The sequence below is a fragment of the Blautia segnis genome (assembly GCF_014287535.1).
GTDB classification, from domain to species: domain Bacteria; phylum Bacillota; class Clostridia; order Lachnospirales; family Lachnospiraceae; genus Blautia_A; species Blautia_A acetigignens.
The window spans coordinates 44,282-62,977 of the sequence record NZ_JACOOT010000010.1 but is presented as its reverse complement, the minus strand read 5'-3'; the positions used below and the strand labels follow the sequence as shown (position 1 = coordinate 62,977).

At 43.8% G+C, this 18,696-nt stretch carries 18 protein-coding genes; 1 reads left to right on the top strand and 17 read right to left on the bottom strand.

The window, feature by feature from the left end:
* Nucleotides 1-18 precede the first annotated feature (18 nt).
* From H8S54_RS04330 to H8S54_RS04285, 10 genes are all read right to left on the bottom strand, one after another.
* Nucleotides 19-732: a response regulator gene (locus H8S54_RS04330; RefSeq protein WP_021926747.1), complete on the bottom strand. Its 714-nt coding sequence runs from the start codon at nt 730-732 to the stop codon at nt 19-21.
* A complete protein-coding gene (locus tag H8S54_RS04325; RefSeq protein ID WP_186901000.1) occupies nt 725-2,698 on the bottom strand; it encodes an ATP-binding protein in 1,974 nt (657 codons plus the stop codon). The genes H8S54_RS04330 and H8S54_RS04325 overlap by 8 nt, the downstream gene beginning before the upstream one ends.
* A 38-nt stretch (nt 2,699-2,736) precedes the next feature.
* Nucleotides 2,737-3,012, bottom strand: a complete 276-nt coding sequence (locus H8S54_RS04320) for a hypothetical protein (protein ID WP_186900999.1) — start codon at nt 3,010-3,012, stop codon at nt 2,737-2,739.
* A 38-nt stretch (nt 3,013-3,050) separates the two neighbouring features.
* Nucleotides 3,051-3,698 carry a potassium channel family protein gene (locus tag H8S54_RS04315; protein WP_021926744.1) on the bottom strand — a complete coding sequence of 216 codons (648 nt, stop codon included), beginning with the start codon at nt 3,696-3,698 and terminating at the stop codon, nt 3,051-3,053.
* Between the two features lie 18 nt (nt 3,699-3,716).
* On the bottom strand, nt 3,717-5,054 hold the full coding sequence (locus tag H8S54_RS04310) for a TrkH family potassium uptake protein (RefSeq protein WP_186900998.1): 1,338 nt from the start codon (nt 5,052-5,054) through the stop codon (nt 3,717-3,719).
* Between the two features lie 159 nt (nt 5,055-5,213).
* Entirely contained in the window at nt 5,214-6,425 is a 1,212-nt protein-coding gene (locus H8S54_RS04305; protein WP_186900997.1) for a carboxynorspermidine decarboxylase, read from the bottom strand.
* Complete coding sequence (locus H8S54_RS04300; RefSeq protein WP_186900996.1) at nt 6,425-7,684, bottom strand: saccharopine dehydrogenase family protein; 1,260 nt, start codon at nt 7,682-7,684, stop codon at nt 6,425-6,427. The genes H8S54_RS04305 and H8S54_RS04300 overlap by 1 nt, the downstream gene beginning before the upstream one ends.
* A 71-nt stretch (nt 7,685-7,755) precedes the next feature.
* Complete coding sequence (gene speB / locus H8S54_RS04295; protein WP_186900995.1) at nt 7,756-8,613, bottom strand: agmatinase; 858 nt, start codon at nt 8,611-8,613, stop codon at nt 7,756-7,758.
* 3 nt (nt 8,614-8,616) lie between these two features.
* Nucleotides 8,617-9,471: a polyamine aminopropyltransferase gene (gene speE, locus H8S54_RS04290; RefSeq protein ID WP_021926739.1), complete on the bottom strand. Its 855-nt coding sequence runs from the start codon at nt 9,469-9,471 to the stop codon at nt 8,617-8,619.
* A 5-nt stretch (nt 9,472-9,476) separates the two neighbouring features.
* Nucleotides 9,477-10,946, bottom strand: a complete 1,470-nt coding sequence (locus tag H8S54_RS04285) for an aminotransferase class I/II-fold pyridoxal phosphate-dependent enzyme (RefSeq protein ID WP_186900994.1) — start codon at nt 10,944-10,946, stop codon at nt 9,477-9,479.
* A 508-nt stretch (nt 10,947-11,454) separates the two neighbouring features.
* Between H8S54_RS04285 and H8S54_RS19300 the strand changes: the two genes are divergently transcribed.
* The gene (locus H8S54_RS19300) at nt 11,455-11,658 is read left to right on the top strand and encodes a DUF6783 domain-containing protein (RefSeq protein ID WP_408610256.1); all 204 of its coding nucleotides are present in this window, start codon (nt 11,455-11,457) and stop codon (nt 11,656-11,658) included.
* Here the strand turns inward: H8S54_RS19300 and H8S54_RS04280 are convergent.
* The 7 genes from H8S54_RS04280 to H8S54_RS04250 form a co-directional block, all read right to left on the bottom strand.
* Nucleotides 11,561-13,234, bottom strand: a complete 1,674-nt coding sequence (locus H8S54_RS04280) for a glycoside hydrolase family 13 protein (RefSeq protein WP_186900993.1) — start codon at nt 13,232-13,234, stop codon at nt 11,561-11,563. The genes H8S54_RS19300 and H8S54_RS04280 overlap by 98 nt on opposite strands.
* A 56-nt stretch (nt 13,235-13,290) precedes the next feature.
* Nucleotides 13,291-14,133, bottom strand: a complete 843-nt coding sequence (locus H8S54_RS04275; protein ID WP_186900992.1) for a carbohydrate ABC transporter permease — start codon at nt 14,131-14,133, stop codon at nt 13,291-13,293.
* A complete protein-coding gene (locus H8S54_RS04270) occupies nt 14,130-15,017 on the bottom strand; it encodes a carbohydrate ABC transporter permease (protein ID WP_186900991.1) in 888 nt (295 codons plus the stop codon). The genes H8S54_RS04275 and H8S54_RS04270 overlap by 4 nt, the downstream gene beginning before the upstream one ends.
* A 104-nt stretch (nt 15,018-15,121) precedes the next feature.
* Nucleotides 15,122-16,396, bottom strand: a complete 1,275-nt coding sequence (locus H8S54_RS04265) for an ABC transporter substrate-binding protein (protein WP_186900990.1) — start codon at nt 16,394-16,396, stop codon at nt 15,122-15,124.
* A 354-nt stretch (nt 16,397-16,750) separates the two neighbouring features.
* Nucleotides 16,751-17,773: a LacI family DNA-binding transcriptional regulator gene (locus H8S54_RS04260; RefSeq protein WP_186900989.1), complete on the bottom strand. Its 1,023-nt coding sequence runs from the start codon at nt 17,771-17,773 to the stop codon at nt 16,751-16,753.
* A gap of 42 nt (nt 17,774-17,815) precedes the next feature.
* Nucleotides 17,816-18,316, bottom strand: coding sequence for a GNAT family N-acetyltransferase (locus H8S54_RS04255; RefSeq protein ID WP_186900988.1), 501 nt, complete (start codon nt 18,314-18,316; stop codon nt 17,816-17,818).
* 85 nt (nt 18,317-18,401) lie between these two features.
* Entirely contained in the window at nt 18,402-18,683 is a 282-nt protein-coding gene (locus H8S54_RS04250) for a hypothetical protein (RefSeq protein WP_186900987.1), read from the bottom strand.
* Between the last annotated feature and the right edge of the window lie 13 nt (nt 18,684-18,696).

Sequence of the window (18,696 nt, the reverse complement as noted above, 5' to 3'; positions counted from 1 at the left end):
GAATCATATCACAGAATATCATCCGGCGAAATGGCTTTTATTAATCATACGATACCCAATTCCAATATGCGTCTGGATATATTGCATCCCATTTTTTTCCCGTTCCAGTTTTTTTCGCAGTGTTGCCATAAAAACGCGAAGGGAGGCAATGTCATTTTCGGAGCACCGTCCCCAGATCTGCTGGGTAATATAAGTGTGCGTCAGTACTTTTCCTACATTACGGGATAAAAGACAGAGCAGCTTATATTCGATGGGTGTCAGATGTAATTCTTCGTCCTTCAGATATGCACAGCCGGCGCTGTAATCTATCTTCAATTCACCATTTGTAAAAACAGAGGTTTCCGGCTGTTCACCTGTCTGCGTGATTGCAAGTCTCCTTTGTGTAACGCGAATACGCGCAAGTAATTCCTCTACGGAAAATGGTTTCGTAATATAATCGTCCGCACCTGCATCCAGAGCTTCAATTTTATCTGTATCCTCACTTCTGGCACTGATCACAATAATCGGCATGTTGGACCAGGTACGGATTTTCTTTATCACCTCTACGCCTTCCATATCAGGAAGTCCAAGATCCAGAAGAACAATATCCGGATGATGGGAGGACGCTTCCAGAATGGCCGATGAGCCGTTTTCTGCTGCCAGATATTTATAATCATGTGTCTTTAATGTAGTAATGATCAGGTTTCTTATAGGTCTGTCATCCTCAACCACCAGAATTAATGCTTTATTCATTTAAGGTCACCTCACTTAAGGGTAAAGTAAAAGTAAAATTACATCCATGAGGATCATGGTCAGTCAGTATCAGAGTTCCGTCATGGGCTTCTATAATAGAGTGGCAAAGTGCCAGGCCAAGTCCCAGACTTCGGTGACTGTCCGCAACTGTTGTTTTCCCGGTATAAAACATCTGGAAAATATGCGGCTTCATTTCGTCTGGGATTCCGGGGCCATTGTCTTTTACGCTGATCTGCGCTTTTCCATCTGTTTTTGTTCCCTGAATGCAGATGACTGTACCCGGCGGCGTATATTTTATGGCATTGTCAATTAGATTTACCAGAACCTGAATGATCAGGCGGACATCCATACGTGCAAGAACAAGCTCTTCGCAATCGGATACAATTCTATAGTCATCATGTTTCCTGCTGATATGCCGCAGGGATTCTGCAATCACCTCATCTAAAAGCTGATCTGAAAATTTAAATTTCAGTCTTCCATCATTTAGCCTGGTAATGGAAAGCAGATTCTCCACAACTCCAATCAGCCATTCAGAATCATCATAGATGTCCGTATAAATCTGGTGCTTTGTAGCTTCGTCCAGGCGTTCGCTGTTGCCAAGAAGCATATCTGCATTGCCTGAAATGGAGCAAAGGGGCGTTCGAAGATCATGGGAAATTGCCCGAAGAAGATCCGCCCGCAGCTGTTCATTTTTGGCTATCACTGCATTTTTCTCTTTTTCCATGGCATTTTGTGCGTTTTCCATTGCAAGCGCACATTCATTTATCACAGACAGCAGGATGCTGTATTCAAAAGAATCCAATGTTTCCTTTTGCAGCGGTATTCCAATTACACCGTAAACATTGTTCCCGCTTCGAATTGCCAGATATAAGCATTTGGCCTGTGGAAAATGATGTGTGGATGCACCGGCACGCTGCCTGTTTTCATAGGTCCATCTGGCTATCTGCTGCTCTTCTTTTGTCAGGAAGTCTTCTGTGTCCTCTCCTGCCCCAGAGAAAAGCTTTCCCTCTGATAAAGCGTTATTTTCTACTACATATGCTGTAATATTACGATTCAGAAGACGAAGAAGCTGTGTACAGGTAACATCAAGAATTTCTCTTTCTCCTTTTGCCTTTTGCAGCAAACGATCTGTATCAAAGAGAATCTGCGTGCGAAAGGCAAGCTGTGCGGAAAGCTTTGCATGTGTTTTCAGCTTTGCTGCAAGTGCCCCTGTAAGCACAGATGAAATAAGCATTATGAGAAAGGTCACAGGATAACCCACAGCATAGGTCTGAAAAGACATTCTTGGTTCTGTCAGGAAAAAACAGAATAAAAAAACGCTTAAGAAAGAGCCTGCCACACTGCAAAGATAGCCATCTGTCACAATGGAGGTAAGCAAAACTCCCAGAATGTATATGGTTACAATATTCGTATCCGTGAAATTCAGCTTCTGAAACAAAAGACCAATCAGGGTACACACTGCAAATATAAAAGCCGTCAGGAAATAATCCCTTACAGATGGTTTTTCCATATACCATGCAAATGGCCTTTTCTGATAGGTTTTGGTTTTGACTGCATCCGGGATAATATGGATATCAATGTCCGGTACAAGCTCAATCAGCTTTTCTGTCAGAGTCATCCTGCTTAAAAAGTGATTTCGTCTGGCATTACTTTGTCCGATCACGATTTTGGTAACATTGGACAGCCTGGCATACTCTGCAATCTGTACCGGTATGTTTTCCCCGTGAGTCATTACGATTTCTGCTCCCAGCTTTTCTGCATACCGGATATGCTCTTCCAGCCTTTCTTTATCCATGGCTTCTGCTTTTGTACCAGTTTGCACATACAGGGCGGTGAAACGCGCCTGCAGCCCTTCTGCCATTTTGGTCGCTGTATCTATTATTTTTTTATTGGAGGGTGCTGCTGACAAACAAACAAGGATATGTTCCTCTGAATTTATGTTATTCTTCTCTGTTATTAAGCTCATCCGGCCTGCTCCCTTTTTCTGCCTTTTTTGCAATTATATCATGCAACTGTATTATGGTCAAAATCCTTTTTTTCATCCCTGGACTGTGCATCAAAAATTATAATTTCAGCTTCCTTATATTCAATTTTACACTCATGAATCTCTCTTAACAATTCTTCATCCGAAAGAGTATTCAAAAACAATGTCTTTGATAAATGCTGCTTTTCTTCCGTATTTTCCTGAATTTCGCCCCAAAACTGATCTGCTTTATTTGCAATATAAAATCCAAGTCCAAACATACAAAATACAGTAATTGTCAATATTCCTTCTGCCATTGTCTTCACCTCTATAGCAACATCTTTATAACAAATGACTATATGCGGAAGCACTTCTGAAGTGCCCTGTATTCTCCTAACACCAGCAGTTTATTATGCTCTTCAAAATACGTATCCGGTGAAATTGCAATACCGAATTCTCCTTCATTTTTTACTGCCAGAATATTAATGTTGTAGCGTTTTCGGATATCCAGCTCTCCTACTGTTTTTCCAACCCATTCTTCCGGCACCTCCACCTCAAAAATTGCGTGGGAAGCATCCACCTCCATATAATCGAGGATATGGTCATCTGTGTAACGGATAGAGGCCCATTTTGCAACCTGCTTTTCCGGATAAACCACCTTGTCGGCACCGTTTCGCAAAAGGAACTTTTCCTGAACATCACGTTCAGCTCTGGATATTACCAGTTTTGCTCCCAGTTCCTTCAAAAGTGAAGTGGTTTCAAGGGAATTCTGAAAGCTTCCTCCAATGGTCACAAAGCAGATATCGTAATTTCCAATTCCAAGGGAACGCAAAAATTCAGCATTGGTACTGTCACCGATCTGCGCATTGGTCACAAATGGCAATGCTTTGTCTACCCTTTCTTCATTCCAGTCAACCGCCATGATTTCATGACCCAGCTGGCTTAACTGCATGGCAATATGTCTTCCAAATCTTCCAAGTCCAATAAGCAATACACTTTTCATAATTTTATTTTCTCCTTCTTATCCAACTGTTATTTTCTCCAGAGGCAGCTTTGCATTCCCCCTGTTTTTTCCGGAAAGTACCGCATAAATCAGGGTCAGACCACCTACACGCCCCAGATACATTAGTATAATCAGCACAATTTGTGAAAAAACATGAAGCTTTGGCGTAACTCCCAATGTAAGTCCTACTGTTCCCACAGCTGAAGCAGACTCATACAGGCAGTCTAAAAGAGGAAGCTCTTCATATATACTGATTGCAAGCCCGCCGCAAAAAAACAATACAAAATAAAGCATGGCGATTGTTGCTGCATTTTTTATCACATGATATTCCAGTCTTCGTCCAAAGGCCCCTGCATTTTCCTGACTTCGGAATGTGGCAATTGCATTTAAAACAAGAACTGTAAATGTTGTGGTTTTCATTCCACCGGCTGTAGAACCAGGCGAACCGCCGATCAGCATTAGCAATATCATAACTGCCTTTGAGGGTTCACTCATCTTTGAAATGTCAATGGTATTAAATCCGGCAGTTCTTGTAGTTACCGATTGGAACGCCGCAGCCAATAAACGGTTTCCTGTGGATAAATTTTTCAGATCGCAGGTGAAAAAGAAAACAACAGGAAACAAAATCAGGCATGCGGTAGTCATAAGAATAATCTTGCTTTGCATGCGGTAGCGTTTAAAATTCAGTTTGTTTATATAAATATCATCCCAGGTGAGAAAACCGATTCCTCCTATGACGATCAGAAGCATAATTACCACATTTACAAGGGCATTTGCAGAATACCCGGTCAGGGAAGGAAAGGGATTGGCAGCGGTTCCCAGAATATCAAATCCTGCATTGCAAAAAGCGGAGATGGAATGAAAGACGGACAGCCAGATTCCCCTTCCCCCGTAATCCGGTAAAAAAACCGGCAGCAGAAACAATGCCCCGGCAGCCTCAATCAAAAATGTTCCCTTTAAAATAAACCTTGTCAATCTGACGATTCCACCAACCTTAGGCGCAGAAATTGCATCCTGCATGGTGCTTCTTTGCATGAGGGATATTTTTTTACCGGAGAGAAGGGAAACGGATGCAGCTACAGTTACCACTCCAAGTCCGCCTATTTGTATGAGCATAAGAATAATCGTCTGGCCTGCCACCGACCAGTAGCTTCCGGTATCCTTCACAACAAGCCCTGTAACACATACCGCCGAAGTGGCTGTAAAAAGAGCCTCATGAAACGGAGTCAGTGTTCTATCAACAGATGAAAAGGGAAGCATCAGAAGAAAGCTTCCCAAAAGGATCACTCCTGCAAATCCCAGAATTATCAGCTGAAAAGATGTCAGATGTTTTTTCTTATATGATTTTTTCGGCATAAATAATCAGAACTCCTTACGAACAATTACTTTTTTGTTGCATCCCATTATATATAATTGCCCTTAAAGATGGTATAAGAGTATCTGATTTCGTATTAAGATTGTATAAAGATGTGTAAAAAATCAAATCATTAAAGTACAAATAAAAAAAGGAAGGCGCTATCTGCGCCTTCCAAGTCTTCCTTTAAAATCTGTATAATCAAAATCTGTAAGCTGCACCATAGTGTTATCGGCTTGTCTGAGCCAGATATCAGGTAATGGCATTCCGTTAAAGGTATTGTTCTTGCAGGTGGTATAAATGGCCATATCTCCAAACATAAGAAGATCTCCATATTTAGGAAGCTGACCAAATTTATAGTCTCCGATCACATCTCCTGACAGACAGGTGGGACCTCCCAGCCGGACGGTAATTCCCTCTTCCCTCTCATCAGCTCCAAGAAGCGGCGGACGATAGGGCATTTCCAGTACATCCGGCATGTGACAGGCTGCGCTGGCATCTACAATCGCAAGCTGTGTCTCTGCGTTTTTCAAAACATCCAGCACACTGGTCAGAAGAAATCCGGCATTTAATGCCCACGCTTCCCCCGGTTCCAGATAAACCTCTACATTCCATTCCTCTTTTGCCATCTGAATACATCGCTTAAGTCGTTCAATGTCATATCCCGGTCTTGTAATATGATGGCCGCCGCCAAAATTGATCCACTTCATCCGGGATACCAGATCGCCAAACTTCTTCTTTACAGAAGCAAGGGTTTTCTCCAGATCATCCGAGTCCTGTTCGCAGAGAGTGTGAAAATGAATGCCATCCAGTAAATCCAAAAGCTCCGGATTCTTTAAAATTGCTTCGTCCCACTGAGCTCTTGTGGTGCCCATGCGGCTTCCCGGTGCACAGGGATCATAAATCGCGTGTCCTTCCTGGGTAGAGCATTCCGGATTGATCCGAAGCCCCACGCTTTTCCCTGCTTTTTTCGCCATCAAGCCAAAACGAAGAAGCTGAGAGGGAGAATTAAACACAATATGATCTGCATAATGAAGCAGCTCCTCAAATTCATCAGCCCGATAGCCGGCACAAAATACATGTACCTCTTTTCCGGGCATTTCCTCTGCACCAAGCCTTGCCTCAAACAGTCCGCTGGCCTCTGTGCCTGCAAGATACGGCTCAAAAAAGCGGTAACAGTCATAATTGCTGAAGGCCTTCTGTGCCAGAAGCATCTTACAGCCTGTCTCCTTCGCCACTTTACCAAGAAGCTTTGCGTTTTTTATAAGTGCTTTTTCATCCAGGATATAGCAGGGTGTTTTTATGTTTCGGAATTCCGGCGGAATGATTCCGCCGGCTGCTGTAAATGGTGCTCTTTTATCCAATCCTTCCATCAGTCTACCAGCTTCGGATTATGGCTTTCGCTGCGTGGCAGACCATACTGATCAAGAGCCTCCAGGAACGGATCCGGATCAAATTCTTCTACTGTATATACACCTGGTTTGATCCATTTCCCGGTCAGCATCATAAGTGCGCCGCACATTGCCGGAACACCTGTTGTATAGCTGATTGCCTGGCTTCCAACCTCATGATAGCATTCCTGATGATCGCATACATTATAAATATAATAGGTTTTTTCTTTTCCATCCTTTACGCCGGTAAAGATACAGCCAATGTTTGTTTTACCCTTTGTACGTGGTCCAAGGCTTGCAGGATCCGGAAGCAGTGCCTTCAAAAACTGAATGGGGACAATTTCCTGTCCATTGTACTGGATCGGGGTTGTGGAAAGCATGCCCACATCCTCAAGACAGCGCATGTGATCCAGATAGCTCTGTCCAAAGGTCATAAAGAAACGAATCCGTTTTACACCTGGAATTGTTTTTGCAAGAGACTCAATTTCCTCATGATGGAGCAGGTACATGTCCTTGTCTCCTACCTGGTCAAAGTTATATTCTCTCTTAATTGCCATCGGCGGGATTTCCACCCAGTGTCCGTCTTCCCAGTAGCTTCCCGGTGCACTTACTTCACGGAGATTGATTTCCGGGTTAAAGTTTGTGGCAAATGCATATCCATGGTCTCCGCCGTTGCAGTCCAGAATGTCAATGGTATCAATCTGGTCAAATTCATGCTTTAATGCATGAGCGCAGTATGCCTGTGTAACGCCTGGATCAAATCCGCAGCCAAGCAGTGCGGTAAGCCCTGCATCTTCGAATTTTTTACGATATGCCCACTGCCAGGAATAGTCAAAGTAAGCGGAAAATCCCTCTTCTTTACAGCGTTTTTCATAAATGGCACGCCACTTTGGATCATCGGTATCCTCCGGCTCATAATTCGCTGTGTCCATATAATTTACGCCACAGGCCAGACATGCATCCATGATGGTCAGATCCTGATAAGGAAGTGCAATATTCATGACCAGATCCGGTTTATAACCATTGATCAGTTCGATGAGCTGATTCACATCATCTGCATCAACCTTGGCTGTAGTAAGAACAGTCTTTGTCTTTCCCTTTAATTTTTCTGCAAGTGCATCACATTTTTCCTTTGTACGGCTTGCAATACACAGCTCCGTAAATACCTCATCTGCCTGACAGCATTTCTGAATTGCTACACTGGCTACTCCTCCGCAGCCGATTACAAGTACTCTGCTCATAATCATTCTCCTTTTCATATTGATGATGTTGGGGTCAAAAGGTTTTTTGACCCCTTTGATACCAGATTGATTTATTCTGTAATTGCCAGAAGCAGCTCTCTGAGAACCTTACATGCTGTCGCAGTGGAAACACCACTTACGTCCAGCATAGGTGCCAGTTCATTAACGTCTGCCCCCACTATATTTGTCTGGGAAACCGTGCGGATCGCATCAAGAAGCGCAAGGAAGCTTACCCCTCCTGCCTCCGGTGTTCCTGTGCCCGGAAATGCTGATGGATCCAGACAGTCCAGATCAATTGTAAAATATACCGGAGCCTTTATCTCCTTCAGCTCCCTCACCGTCTCCTTCAGACCATCAAAGGCAAATGGATGAAAATCCGTATGGGATCTGGCAAACTGAAATTCTTCTCTCTCACCGCTTCTGATGCAGAATTGATGAATGCGGTTATCTCCCAAAAGGTCGTGGCATCTTCGCAGCACGCAGGCATGGCTTAGCCTTGCCCCCAGATAATCATCTCTTAAATCTGCATGTGCGTCAAAATGAATAATATGAAGATCCGGATATTTCTCAAAGACAGCCCGTACCGCCCCTAAGGTCACCAGATGCTCCCCTCCCAGCAGCAGCGGGAGCTTATCTGCTTTTAATATTTCCTTTGCTCTCTTTTCTATATCCAAAAGAGCCATTTCACTGCTTCCAAAGCAAAGCTCCAGATCTCCGCTGTCAAATACCCGGATATCCATAAGGTCTCTGTCCTGATAGGGACTGTAGGTCTCAAGGCCAAAGCTTTCATGGCGCATGGCTGACGGACCAAATCTGGCACCCGGTCGAAAGCTTGTTGTAGAATCAAACGGTGCCCCGTAAAGAACTACAGATGCTTCCTCAAAGCTGCTTTCACAGCCGATAAAGGTTTCTACGTTAGGTCGGATCATATGTTATTCCTCCACTTCTTTTAGCATCTCCTCCAGAAATGCAGGAAGATAAAATGCTCCTTTATGAAGTCTTGTTGTATAGTAACGTGTGCGAAGATTTAATGCATTCCATGCCTCAGGATCCAGGTCATCTACCGGATGATATTTTTTGCTTGCAAATCCAAACAACCAGTAGCCTGCAGCAAATGTGGGGATATGTGCCTGATAAACACGGCTGATCTGGAAGGTACTGGCAATTTTCTTGTGGCTGCGCTGCATGGCATGTGCATCCTCGGTATAGAAGGGACTTCCCTGCTGATTTACCATAATTCCGTCGTCCTTTAGTGCATTGTAACAGTTCCCATAAAATTCACGGGTAAAAAGTCCTTCAGAGGGTCCAAAGGGATCGGAGGAATCTACAATAATAAGGTCGTATTTTCCCTCACACCTTCTGATAAATTTCAGTGCATTTTCGTAATGAAGGTGTACTCTTCTGTCATCCAGTCTGCATGCATTTCCGGGAAGATATGCGCGGCAGGCTTCCACAACCATAGGGTCCATTTCTACCAGGTCAATGCGTCTGACTCTGTCATATCTGGTCAGTTCACGGACAACACCGCCGTCTCCTGCACCAATTACAAGGATATCCTTGGCCTCCTTATGGATTGCCATGGGCACATGGGTGATCATCTCATCATAAATAAATTCGTCTCTTTCTGTGAGCATTACATTGCCATCCAAAGTCAGCACACGGCCAAATTCCGGTGTCTCAAAAATATCAATTCTCTGATAATCACTCTGTTTCGAATAAAGCTGACGGTTTACCCGGATGCTATGCTTCACATCCGGTGTATGAAATTCTGAAAACCACATTTCCATTGCCTTTACCTCCCTTTCAGAACATTCAGTTTCAAAATATCCGGATCCTCCGGTCCTGTCATATTGCAGCCCTTTGCTTTCGCATATTCAATATAATCCAGGATCTCTGCTGTAATCCTCTCTCCAGGTGCAAGAATAGGAATTCCAGGCGGATAGCACATGACAAATTCACTGCAGACCTTTCCTTCTGTTTCCCGAAGAGGCAGGCTGCATTTGTCCGCATAAAAAGCCTCCTGTGGACTGGTTATTACCTGCGGGTCAATATACTCCTGGCTCAAAAGCCCGGAGCCGTCAGTCTGGAAACGTCTGCGGATTTCTGCAAGTGCACTTACAAGCCGTTCCACCTCCTGGGCACGGTCACCAATGGAAAGATAGGCAAGTATGTTTCCGATGTCACCGAATTCTATCTGGATATCATATTCATCCCGCAAAATATCATAAACCTCAATTCCCGCAAGTCCGATGTCCAGTGTATGTACACTTAATTTGGTAATGTCAAAATCAAAAACTGAATTTCCGTTTACCAGTTCTTTTCCAAATGCATAATAGCCGCCGATTGCATTAATTTCCTCTCTGGCATATTCTGCCATATCGGCTACCTGATGAAAGATCTGACGGCCGCGCTGGGCAAGGTTTCTTCTTGAAATATCAAGACTTGACATCAGAAGATAGCTTCCTGAGGTGGTCTGAGTCAGGTTAATGATCTGGCGCACATAGCCTGCGTGTACCCCCGGGCCTGTAAGGAGAAGACTTGACTGTGTAAGACTTCCTCCGCTCTTATGCATGGATACAGATGCCATGTCTGCACCTGCTGCCATGGCAGAAACCGGAAGCCCGCCGCCAAAATAAAAATGGGTTCCATGTGCTTCATCTGCCAGACACAGCATTCCTGCGTCATGGGCCATCTTCACAATGGCACGAAGATCGCTGCAGATTCCATAATAGGTCGGGTTATTTACCAGCACTGCAACTGCCTTGGGATGCTCTTTTATGGCCTTCTCAACCTGTTCCCTGCGCATTCCCAGGGATATTCCAAGTCTTTGATCCACTTCCGGATTTACATAAACAGGGATTGCGCCGCACAGAACAAGGGCATTTAAAACGCTTCTGTGAACATTACGCGGCAGTATGATTTCATCTCCACGCTTACAGGCAGTCAATACCATTGTCTGAACAGAGCTTGTTGTACCCCCTACCATCAGAAATGCATGTGCTGCGCCAAAAGCATCTGCTGCCAGCTCTTCTGCTTCCCGTATTACGGAGACCGGATGACAAAGGTTGTCCAGAGGCTTCATACTGTTAACATCCACCCCTACACATTTTTGTCCAAGAAACTCTGTCAGCTCCGGATTACCTCTTCCACGCTTATGTCCTGGAACATCAAATGGCACAACTCTCATTCGTCTAAAGGTCTCCAGAGCTTCATGTATAGGTGCATGATTCTGGTTCAGTTTAAAACGACTTCCTATCATCATTCCTCCATTTCCGGTTTCCTTTGCTTAATCCCTCAATCAGCAATCCTGCAGTCTATTCCATAAAACAATTCTCATTACATAAAAAAAGCGCAGGCAAGGGCACTAAACCACAAACCTGCGTTTTGATCGGTATTTATCTGCTTTATTTACAACATAAAAAGAAAAGGATGTACTTTTCGTTTTCATAAATAATGCTTCTGGATCATGGGTGTCAGAGTCTATATAGCAATTATACTTTTACTACTCTTATTGACCGTTTCACAAGTCTGCGCTTCTGGCGCATCGCGGTTATCAAAGGAACCTACTTATAAAATTTGAGCTTTTAACTCAATCAATAAGGTAACCAAAGTTACCATAATCGGCAGTGGACCCGGCTGTCCGTATGGCCTTAACCCTGATCGGGTGGTCCAAAACAATTGCTTTGAAAAGACTCTGTCTGTTACTCTGTATCTTCGTCTTCCAAAATCTAATTTATCATATCATGCAGAAAATAAACTGTCAATAACAAATATTTATTGATGAATACAACAATGGAGCGTGTTTAAAAACCATTCCCGCAAAGTGTGACGCACATCTTGCAGAAAATCTTTTTCAAACACGCTCCAGAGCCTGCTTTATTTATAGAGCACGAATGCCTCATAAGGCTTCAGCACAATTTTTCCCTCAAAGCTCTTTCTTTCAAGGTTCGAGATCAGACATCTGGCTTTCGTAAATTCCTCCGGAATTTCCATTTCTGCCGGATGCTCACTGAAATTGCAGACAGTAAGAAGTCTTTCTTCCCCAAGCCTTCTTATATATGCAAAAATCTGGTCGTCCTCACGGTACAGCGGCTCAAACTCGCCATATACCACAATATCCTTTTCCTTACGAATGCGGATCAGCTTCTGATAATAGTGGAAAATGGAATCCGGATCTGCCAGCTGGCTTTTTGCATTGATCTCTTTATAATTAGGATTTACCTTGATCCAGGGCTGACCCTTGGTAAATCCGGCCTGCTCAGAATCATTCCACTGCATAGGAGTTCTGGCATTGTCACGGCTTCTGAGCATGAGACATTTCATCATGTAATCCGGATCCATAAGTCCGGAATCTGTCAGCTCTGTGTAATACTGAATGCTCTCTATGTCGCGGTAATCTTCAAGCTTGTCAAAATAGACATTGGTCATTCCAAGCTCTTCCCCCTGATATACGTAAGGGGTACCCTGCATCATATGCAGACAGGTTGCCAGCATTTTCGCAGAGGTCTCTCTGTAGGCAGGATTGTCATTTCCGAATCTGGATACGCTTCGGGGCTGGTCATGGTTTCCAAGAAACAGGCTGTTCCATGCTTTTCCCTGAAGCTGCTCCTGCCACTTGATCATGGTCTTTTTGAATGCCTTGAAATCATATCTGGCTGTAGTCCATTTGCCAAACTCCACATGCTGGGAAGCGTCCTCCACATGCTCGAACTGGAAAACCATGTTTAGCTCACCGCTGTTTTCTCCTGCATATTTCTGTGCCTCTTCTATGGTGACACCGGATGTTTCCCCAACTGTCATGATATCATATTTGGAAAGAACTTCACGGTTCATTTCCTTAAGAAATTCGTGAACCCTTGGTCCATGAACACAGTACGGACCGAAATCTCCATAAAGACCGCTGCCAACCTTTCCCTCCGGGAAGGACTGGTCCTTGGAAATCATGCTGATCACGTCCATGCGGAAGCCATCGATTCCCTTGTCGCACCAGAATTTCATCATATCATAGACTTCCTGGCGGACCTTTTCATTTTCCCAGTTCAGATCAGGCTGTTTTTTGGAAAAAAGATGGAGATAATACATCTGTGTCTCATCATCATATTCCCATGCAGAACCTCCGAAAACACCGCCCCAGTTGTTAGGCTCTTTTCCGTTTACCGGATTTTTCCAGATGTAGTAGTCGCGGTATGGATTGTCTTTGGATTTTTTGCTTTCCAGGAACCACTGGTGCTCATCAGAGGTATGGTTTACCACCAGATCCATAAGCACCTTGATTTCACGCCTGTGCGCTTCCTCAAGAAGCTTTTCATAGTCTTCCATAGTTCCGTAGTCCTTGTAAATTCTGCGGTAATCGGAAATGTCGTAGCCATTGTCATCCTGAGGAGACTCCAGCATAGGGGAAATCCACAAAACATTAACGCCAAGCTCTTTCAAGTAATCCAGTTTTTCTATAATTCCGTTGATATCTCCGATTCCGTCCCCGTTGCTGTCGTTAAAGCTTTTGGGATAGATCTGATATACAACGCTTTCTTTCCACCAGTTTTTTTTCATACAAAGCAATTCCTTTCTGTCTTATTTTTCAGCATTCAAGTGTTCACATACGATGATTATTTCACTGCTCCGGCAACAACGCCATTCATGATCCATTTCTGGCAGAAGATGTACACGATCAGTACAGGAAGCAGTACAAGCAGATAGGAGGCAAATGCCAGATTGTAATCTACGGAAAACTGTTTCTTAAACACATACTGTGCAAGCTGCAGGGTCTGCTGGCTCTCATCGCTTAAAAGCACCAACGGCATAGTGAAGTCGTTCCAGGTCCACATAAAGGAAAGAATCGCTACCGTTGCAGTGGTTGGTTTTAATACCGGAAAAATAATTCTGCTGAAAATCTGGATGGGGTTTGCACCATCAATCATTGCAGCTTCGTCCAGTGCCTCCGGAATTGCTTTTACAGCACCTGTATACAGGAAGGTATTCATAGGAAGACCAAAAATAATATACAGGAAAGTGATTCCGAAAATATTATCCAGGTGGAAGGTATTTGCCTGTACAACCAATGGCAGCATAATTACCTGGAAGGGAATAAACATGGCACTGATAAAATAGTAATACATAAGGGAGAAGAATTTGCTCTTCTTACGGTTTCTTGTAATTGCATAAGCTGCAAAGGAGTTTGTGATCAGGGTGAAAATCAGGTTGATCACAGTGATAAATGCAGTGTTAAAAAACTTTCGCGGAAAATCTGTCATTACCCATGCATCCACAAAGTTCTGAAGACGGATTTTCTTTGGAAGTGCCAGAATATTGTTCATATCAGATGGGTCTTTGATGGCAATCATAAGTGCCATATAAAGAGGCAGGAGAATGACTACTACAATTCCAATGATCAGAAGAATCGTAACAGGCCAGTTATAACGCTCTTTTACTTTTACTGTATTGTGTTTCATCCTAATTTTTCCTCCCTCTTCTCAAGTACACGCAGCTGGAATACAGAAATCAGCACAACTACTATAAAAAGCATAACAGCATTGGCAGACTGGTAAGCAAACTGTCCGCCGCCAAAGCCTTTCTTATAAATTAACACGGCAATAGAGGTAGTGCTGGTTCCAGGACCTCCTTCTGTCATGGCCATGATCTGGTCATAAACCATCAGATAGCCTTTTGCAGAAAGAACCATGTTGATAGTAAAGGACGGAGCCAGAAGGGGGAAGGTAATCTTGCTGAATCGACGGAACCCGGTTGCACCATCCAGGTCAGCTGCTTCATACACATCTGTATCAATAGACTGAAGTCCTGCAATATAAATCAATGTATTAAATGCACATCCGATCCAGAGGGATACGGCAATGATGCCCCAGATGGCATTGTTGGTTCCAAGAATATTTACGCTTAAGGCCTTGATGCCAAGTCCTTTTCCCAGCTGAGGAATGAGATTTGCGAAAATATAGTTAAAAATAAATCCAACAATCAGACTTCCAAGCATGTATGGAAGGAAGTAGAATGCTTTGATGGTATTTTTAAATTTGATTTTTGCATTTAAGGCACAGGCAAGAATCAGGCTGATTACGTTGACCAGGATAGTCGTGATCACTGCAAACTTAAATGTAAATAAATATGCATTTCCGGTATCTGCATCGGAAAACATGTGGATATAATTCCGAAGTCCTACAAAGTTCCAGTCTCCGTAGCCTCTCCAGTCTGTAAAGCTGTACATAACACCCTTCAGAAATGGGATTGTATGGAATGTAAAAAACAGGATTGCAAGGATTCCTACGTAAATGTAGTAGATCCGGTTTACTGCCGGTCTTTTCCGTGATGTTTTTTTCTTCATGAGATCCTCTCCTCATCTATATCAGGTTTCTTTAGCCTCTGTCGGATTTATATACATTTATCCTGCAGAGGCTAAAGAGGGCTTCTCTTGCTTTGATCAGCAGATCAATCTACATTTGCAATATCATATTTCTCGTCGCACTGTGCAAGGAACTGGTTCATATTTTCCTCATTGTCCATTCCGTTTGTGTAGTTCAGGCACATCTCGGAAATCAGAGCGGAAAGATCAAAGCCTGATGGATAGTAGTGGTCCGGGAAGTTGGCAACCTTGCCGTTTGCAATGTCTTCTTTTACACCTGCAACGGTTTCGTTTTCCTGCTCTACGCCTTTTACAGCAGAGAAAGCGAACTGGTCTTCAATATACGTTTTTGCGTTTTCCGGTTCCAGCATAAAGGATACGAATTCCTTTGCCATCTCTTCGTTTGCACTGTCCTTGCATACGCCAAGGAGTACATCAACACCGGAGGTCACATAATTCTGTGCTTCGTCATTGGATGCCGGGAATGCAAACATATTAACCTTCAGGTCTGAATTAGAATTCAGATACTGGTTGATTGCCCAGTTACCATTGACGATCATGGCTGCTTCGCCGTTTGCGAATGCTTTATTTCCATCGTCATAGGTAAGTCCCATGAAATCGTCCTGTGCATAGTCAAGAAGCTTCAGGTATTTCTCTACGATTTCTTCGTGAGTTCCCACAAATGTAGTCTTGCCTGCTTTACGGTCATCATTAAATGTAGTCGGTGCAAGGTCCGGTGCCATACTGTTCCATGGGCACAGGCTGGTCCATGCATCCTTGTAGGTCATAAGAAGCGGCTGCTCTCCTGCATCCTGAAGCTTCTCGATCACAGCGATGAATTCGTCCCAGGTTTTTGGAATTTCAATACCGTATTCTTCAAACTTGTCTACATTGTAAATGACACCGGAAGCATTTGTTGCATATGGAACGCCGTATGCTTTTTCTTCTTTGTCCTTGTTTACATCATAAACCATCTGCAGGTAGGATTCCTGAACTGTGGAAATGTAATCCTCACCACTTAAGTCTACCAGCATTCCTGCGCTTTCCACTTCTGTGTAGTTATTATCACCGCCCATTGCAACAATGTCCGGCATATCGTTCTTCGCCATTCTGGTTTTCAATACAGTTCCTGCATCTGCCGGAGCTGTGATCTTGATTGTCACGTCCTCATGTGTCTCGTTAAATTTGTCCACCAGCTTCTGAAGAATGTCTTTGTTTTCTGCCTTTGTAGAGAAAAGCTCCAGCTCTGTTCCTTTGGAGCCTTTTGCTGAAGAGCCGCCTTCAGAGGAGCCTCCACAGCCTGTAAGCATACCTGCCAGTAAGGTACCAACCATCAATGTGCAAACGATTTTCTTATTCATTTTTTATTCCTCCATTTTTCCTTTATGAAGGCTGCGCAGCATTTGTTTTTGTGAAAGCATTTCCTGAACACGTCTGTCCTGCTTCCCTTTTGGTGGCTCTATCATATCGCGTGATTGCAGTAAAATCAACAGGTTTCTCGAGAAACTTAAATAACTGCTGAATTTCGCATCTTGATTTTATGCACATTTGACAAATTTTAAAGCCTAACTGTCACCTTTGCAGCTTATAATTAGTATTTCCCAACTCAAGAACAATTCATTCATAACGCAGCAACAGCCCGGCTCTGCATACCTGCAGCCGGGCTGTTGGTCAAGCGGATATTCCAGATCCGCTTCGCTACTTACTTGATTCGGTCAAAAACTCCTTTCGTTTTCTTTTACAGATTCTCTTCGCACAAGGTGTACCGGACTTTTTACATTCATCTCCTTTAGCTGTTCTCCCCCTATCATTCGAAGAAGACGGCTAAAAGCAAGATACGCTTTCTGACTTACATCCTGATGAACCGTAGTCAGCTTAGGACGCACCATCTGGGCATAAATGCTGTCATCATAGCCTGTAATGGAGATCTGATCCGGAACCTTGATCCCCTGATCCTGAAAAAAATTCATAGCTTCAATAGCATTATAGTCAGAAGAAAAGGCCAAAGCTTTTACCTGCAAAAACCTGGGCAAAAGCTCCTGATATTTCTGCAGACGATATTTTTTCTCAGCCGGCACTACCACAAGACGAGTCCGGCTACAGAATTTTCCTTCCTTTTCCATAGCCTGCTTAAAGCCGGTCCAGCGGCTGTAATCACTGTCAATGTCCGTCTCCGCCAGGAAAAGTGCTTTTTCATACCCACAGGAATGCAAGTACTGTCCAATCTGGTATCCTCCTGAATAATCATCTACCCCTACATTTTGAAAAAAATATTCACCAGCCGGATAGGTATCGATCAAAACCATTTTTTTGTTTAGCTTCCGGGACAGCTGTTTGTATTTTTCATCATTGTATCCCAGAATAATCAGTCCTTCCACATTCCACCTGGAGGCAATGTCCACCACATTTTGAATGTTTTCTCCACCTATCAGCATAACATAATAGCCTTTTCTTTCTGCCTCACTCTGAACGGTTCCTACAAGCTCGCCCACAAAGGAATCTCGCAGAGACTGCATTCCATGCGTCTGATTAAAGCCAAGAACCATTCCTATGATCCTGGAACCATGACCGGACAGCATCACAGAGCCCATATGTGGAACGTAATTCTGCTCTTTAAGGATTGCCGTTATTTTATCAATGGTTTCCTGAGAAACCCGTTTCGTATTTCCATTAATTACATTCGATACTGTGGTTCTGCTGACCCCAGCCATATCTGCAATATCCTGAAGACGAATCATAGGTGTGCCGCTCCTTTCCCTGGAAAATGGAATCTTCCCAAATTAAAGCTTACGGCTCATATCGTGCCACTCTTCGCCTCCCCAGACGGAACCGGAGATGCCATCGTCGGTGTAGCCCATTTTTTTGTACATTTCCACCTTCTGGTCCAGGCAGGTGAGGTACAGGCATTTGCGGCCTTTGGCCTGCTCACGGGCTGCGTAGTGGGTCATGATCTCACGGGCAAGACCCTGGTGACGGTACTCCGGGAGCACATCAAGGCCAAGGAGCATAATGTTTTTTCCTTTTGGATCATGAAGGGTGATGTCCGTAAAAAATTCATCGCGGAACACTTCTTCATCTGTTGCGACGCCGTTTAAAAATCCCGCAATTTTACCAGTTGCCTTATCTACTGCCACCAGGAATGTCTCAGATGCATGCTCGGTACGCTTTCTCATGCTTTTGGGAGAGCAGGCTTCGTTGGGAGGAAAACAGATCTGCTCGATTTCCACTGCCTGTTCTGCCTCATCTGGACGAATATTTCTAAATTCAAATTTCTCTGTCATTTTCTTTATACCCCTCTTTCTATTTTATCCCAGAATTTTTCCCAGCATATTCAGAAGCTTTGGAATCTCCACAGCCGATGCACCGTCAGACACAGCGTCCACGGCAAAACATATGTTTCTGGGTGCGCTCCTGCACACTGCCTTCTCCCACAGAAGCCAAAATTCCAACACCAAGATAAAAGGCCATGAAAAGATATGCGGAAGCATGAACCAGCCACCGCTTATTTTTCACCACTGCATTGCCCACAGCAAGAATTCCGAATATAAAAATTGCTGCAATAAATACAATTTTGTTGGTATATGGCACCTCCGAATAGCTAAGGCACAGGCGTGCCGCAAAACTTTTGTTCTTTTCATTATAAGGCATCCCACTGTCCTGT

What these genes read in the sequence shown, in the direction of transcription:
- H8S54_RS04330 (WP_021926747.1), bottom strand. Translation starts at nt 732, where the DNA reads ATGAATAAAGCATTAATTCTGGTGGTTGAGGATGACAGACCTATAAGA.
- H8S54_RS04325 (WP_186901000.1), bottom strand. Translation starts at nt 2,698, where the DNA reads ATGAGCTTAATAACAGAGAAGAATAACATAAATTCAGAGGAACATATC.
- H8S54_RS04320 (WP_186900999.1), bottom strand. Translation starts at nt 3,012, where the DNA reads ATGGCAGAAGGAATATTGACAATTACTGTATTTTGTATGTTTGGACTT.
- H8S54_RS04315 (WP_021926744.1), bottom strand. Translation starts at nt 3,698, where the DNA reads ATGAAAAGTGTATTGCTTATTGGACTTGGAAGATTTGGAAGACATATT.
- H8S54_RS04310 (WP_186900998.1), bottom strand. Translation starts at nt 5,054, where the DNA reads ATGCCGAAAAAATCATATAAGAAAAAACATCTGACATCTTTTCAGCTG.
- H8S54_RS04305 (WP_186900997.1), bottom strand. Translation starts at nt 6,425, where the DNA reads ATGGAAGGATTGGATAAAAGAGCACCATTTACAGCAGCCGGCGGAATC.
- H8S54_RS04300 (WP_186900996.1), bottom strand. Translation starts at nt 7,684, where the DNA reads ATGAGCAGAGTACTTGTAATCGGCTGCGGAGGAGTAGCCAGTGTAGCA.
- speB (WP_186900995.1), bottom strand. Translation starts at nt 8,613, where the DNA reads ATGATCCGACCTAACGTAGAAACCTTTATCGGCTGTGAAAGCAGCTTT.
- speE (WP_021926739.1), bottom strand. Translation starts at nt 9,471, where the DNA reads ATGGAAATGTGGTTTTCAGAATTTCATACACCGGATGTGAAGCATAGC.
- H8S54_RS04285 (WP_186900994.1), bottom strand. Translation starts at nt 10,946, where the DNA reads ATGATGATAGGAAGTCGTTTTAAACTGAACCAGAATCATGCACCTATA.
- H8S54_RS04280 (WP_186900993.1), bottom strand. Translation starts at nt 13,234, where the DNA reads ATGAAAAAAAACTGGTGGAAAGAAAGCGTTGTATATCAGATCTATCCC.
- H8S54_RS04275 (WP_186900992.1), bottom strand. Translation starts at nt 14,133, where the DNA reads ATGAAACACAATACAGTAAAAGTAAAAGAGCGTTATAACTGGCCTGTT.
- H8S54_RS04270 (WP_186900991.1), bottom strand. Translation starts at nt 15,017, where the DNA reads ATGAAGAAAAAAACATCACGGAAAAGACCGGCAGTAAACCGGATCTAC.
- H8S54_RS04265 (WP_186900990.1), bottom strand. Translation starts at nt 16,396, where the DNA reads ATGAATAAGAAAATCGTTTGCACATTGATGGTTGGTACCTTACTGGCA.
- H8S54_RS04260 (WP_186900989.1), bottom strand. Translation starts at nt 17,773, where the DNA reads ATGATTCGTCTTCAGGATATTGCAGATATGGCTGGGGTCAGCAGAACC.
- H8S54_RS04255 (WP_186900988.1), bottom strand. Translation starts at nt 18,316, where the DNA reads ATGACAGAGAAATTTGAATTTAGAAATATTCGTCCAGATGAGGCAGAA.
- H8S54_RS04250 (WP_186900987.1), bottom strand. Translation starts at nt 18,683, where the DNA reads ATGCCTTATAATGAAAAGAACAAAAGTTTTGCGGCACGCCTGTGCCTT.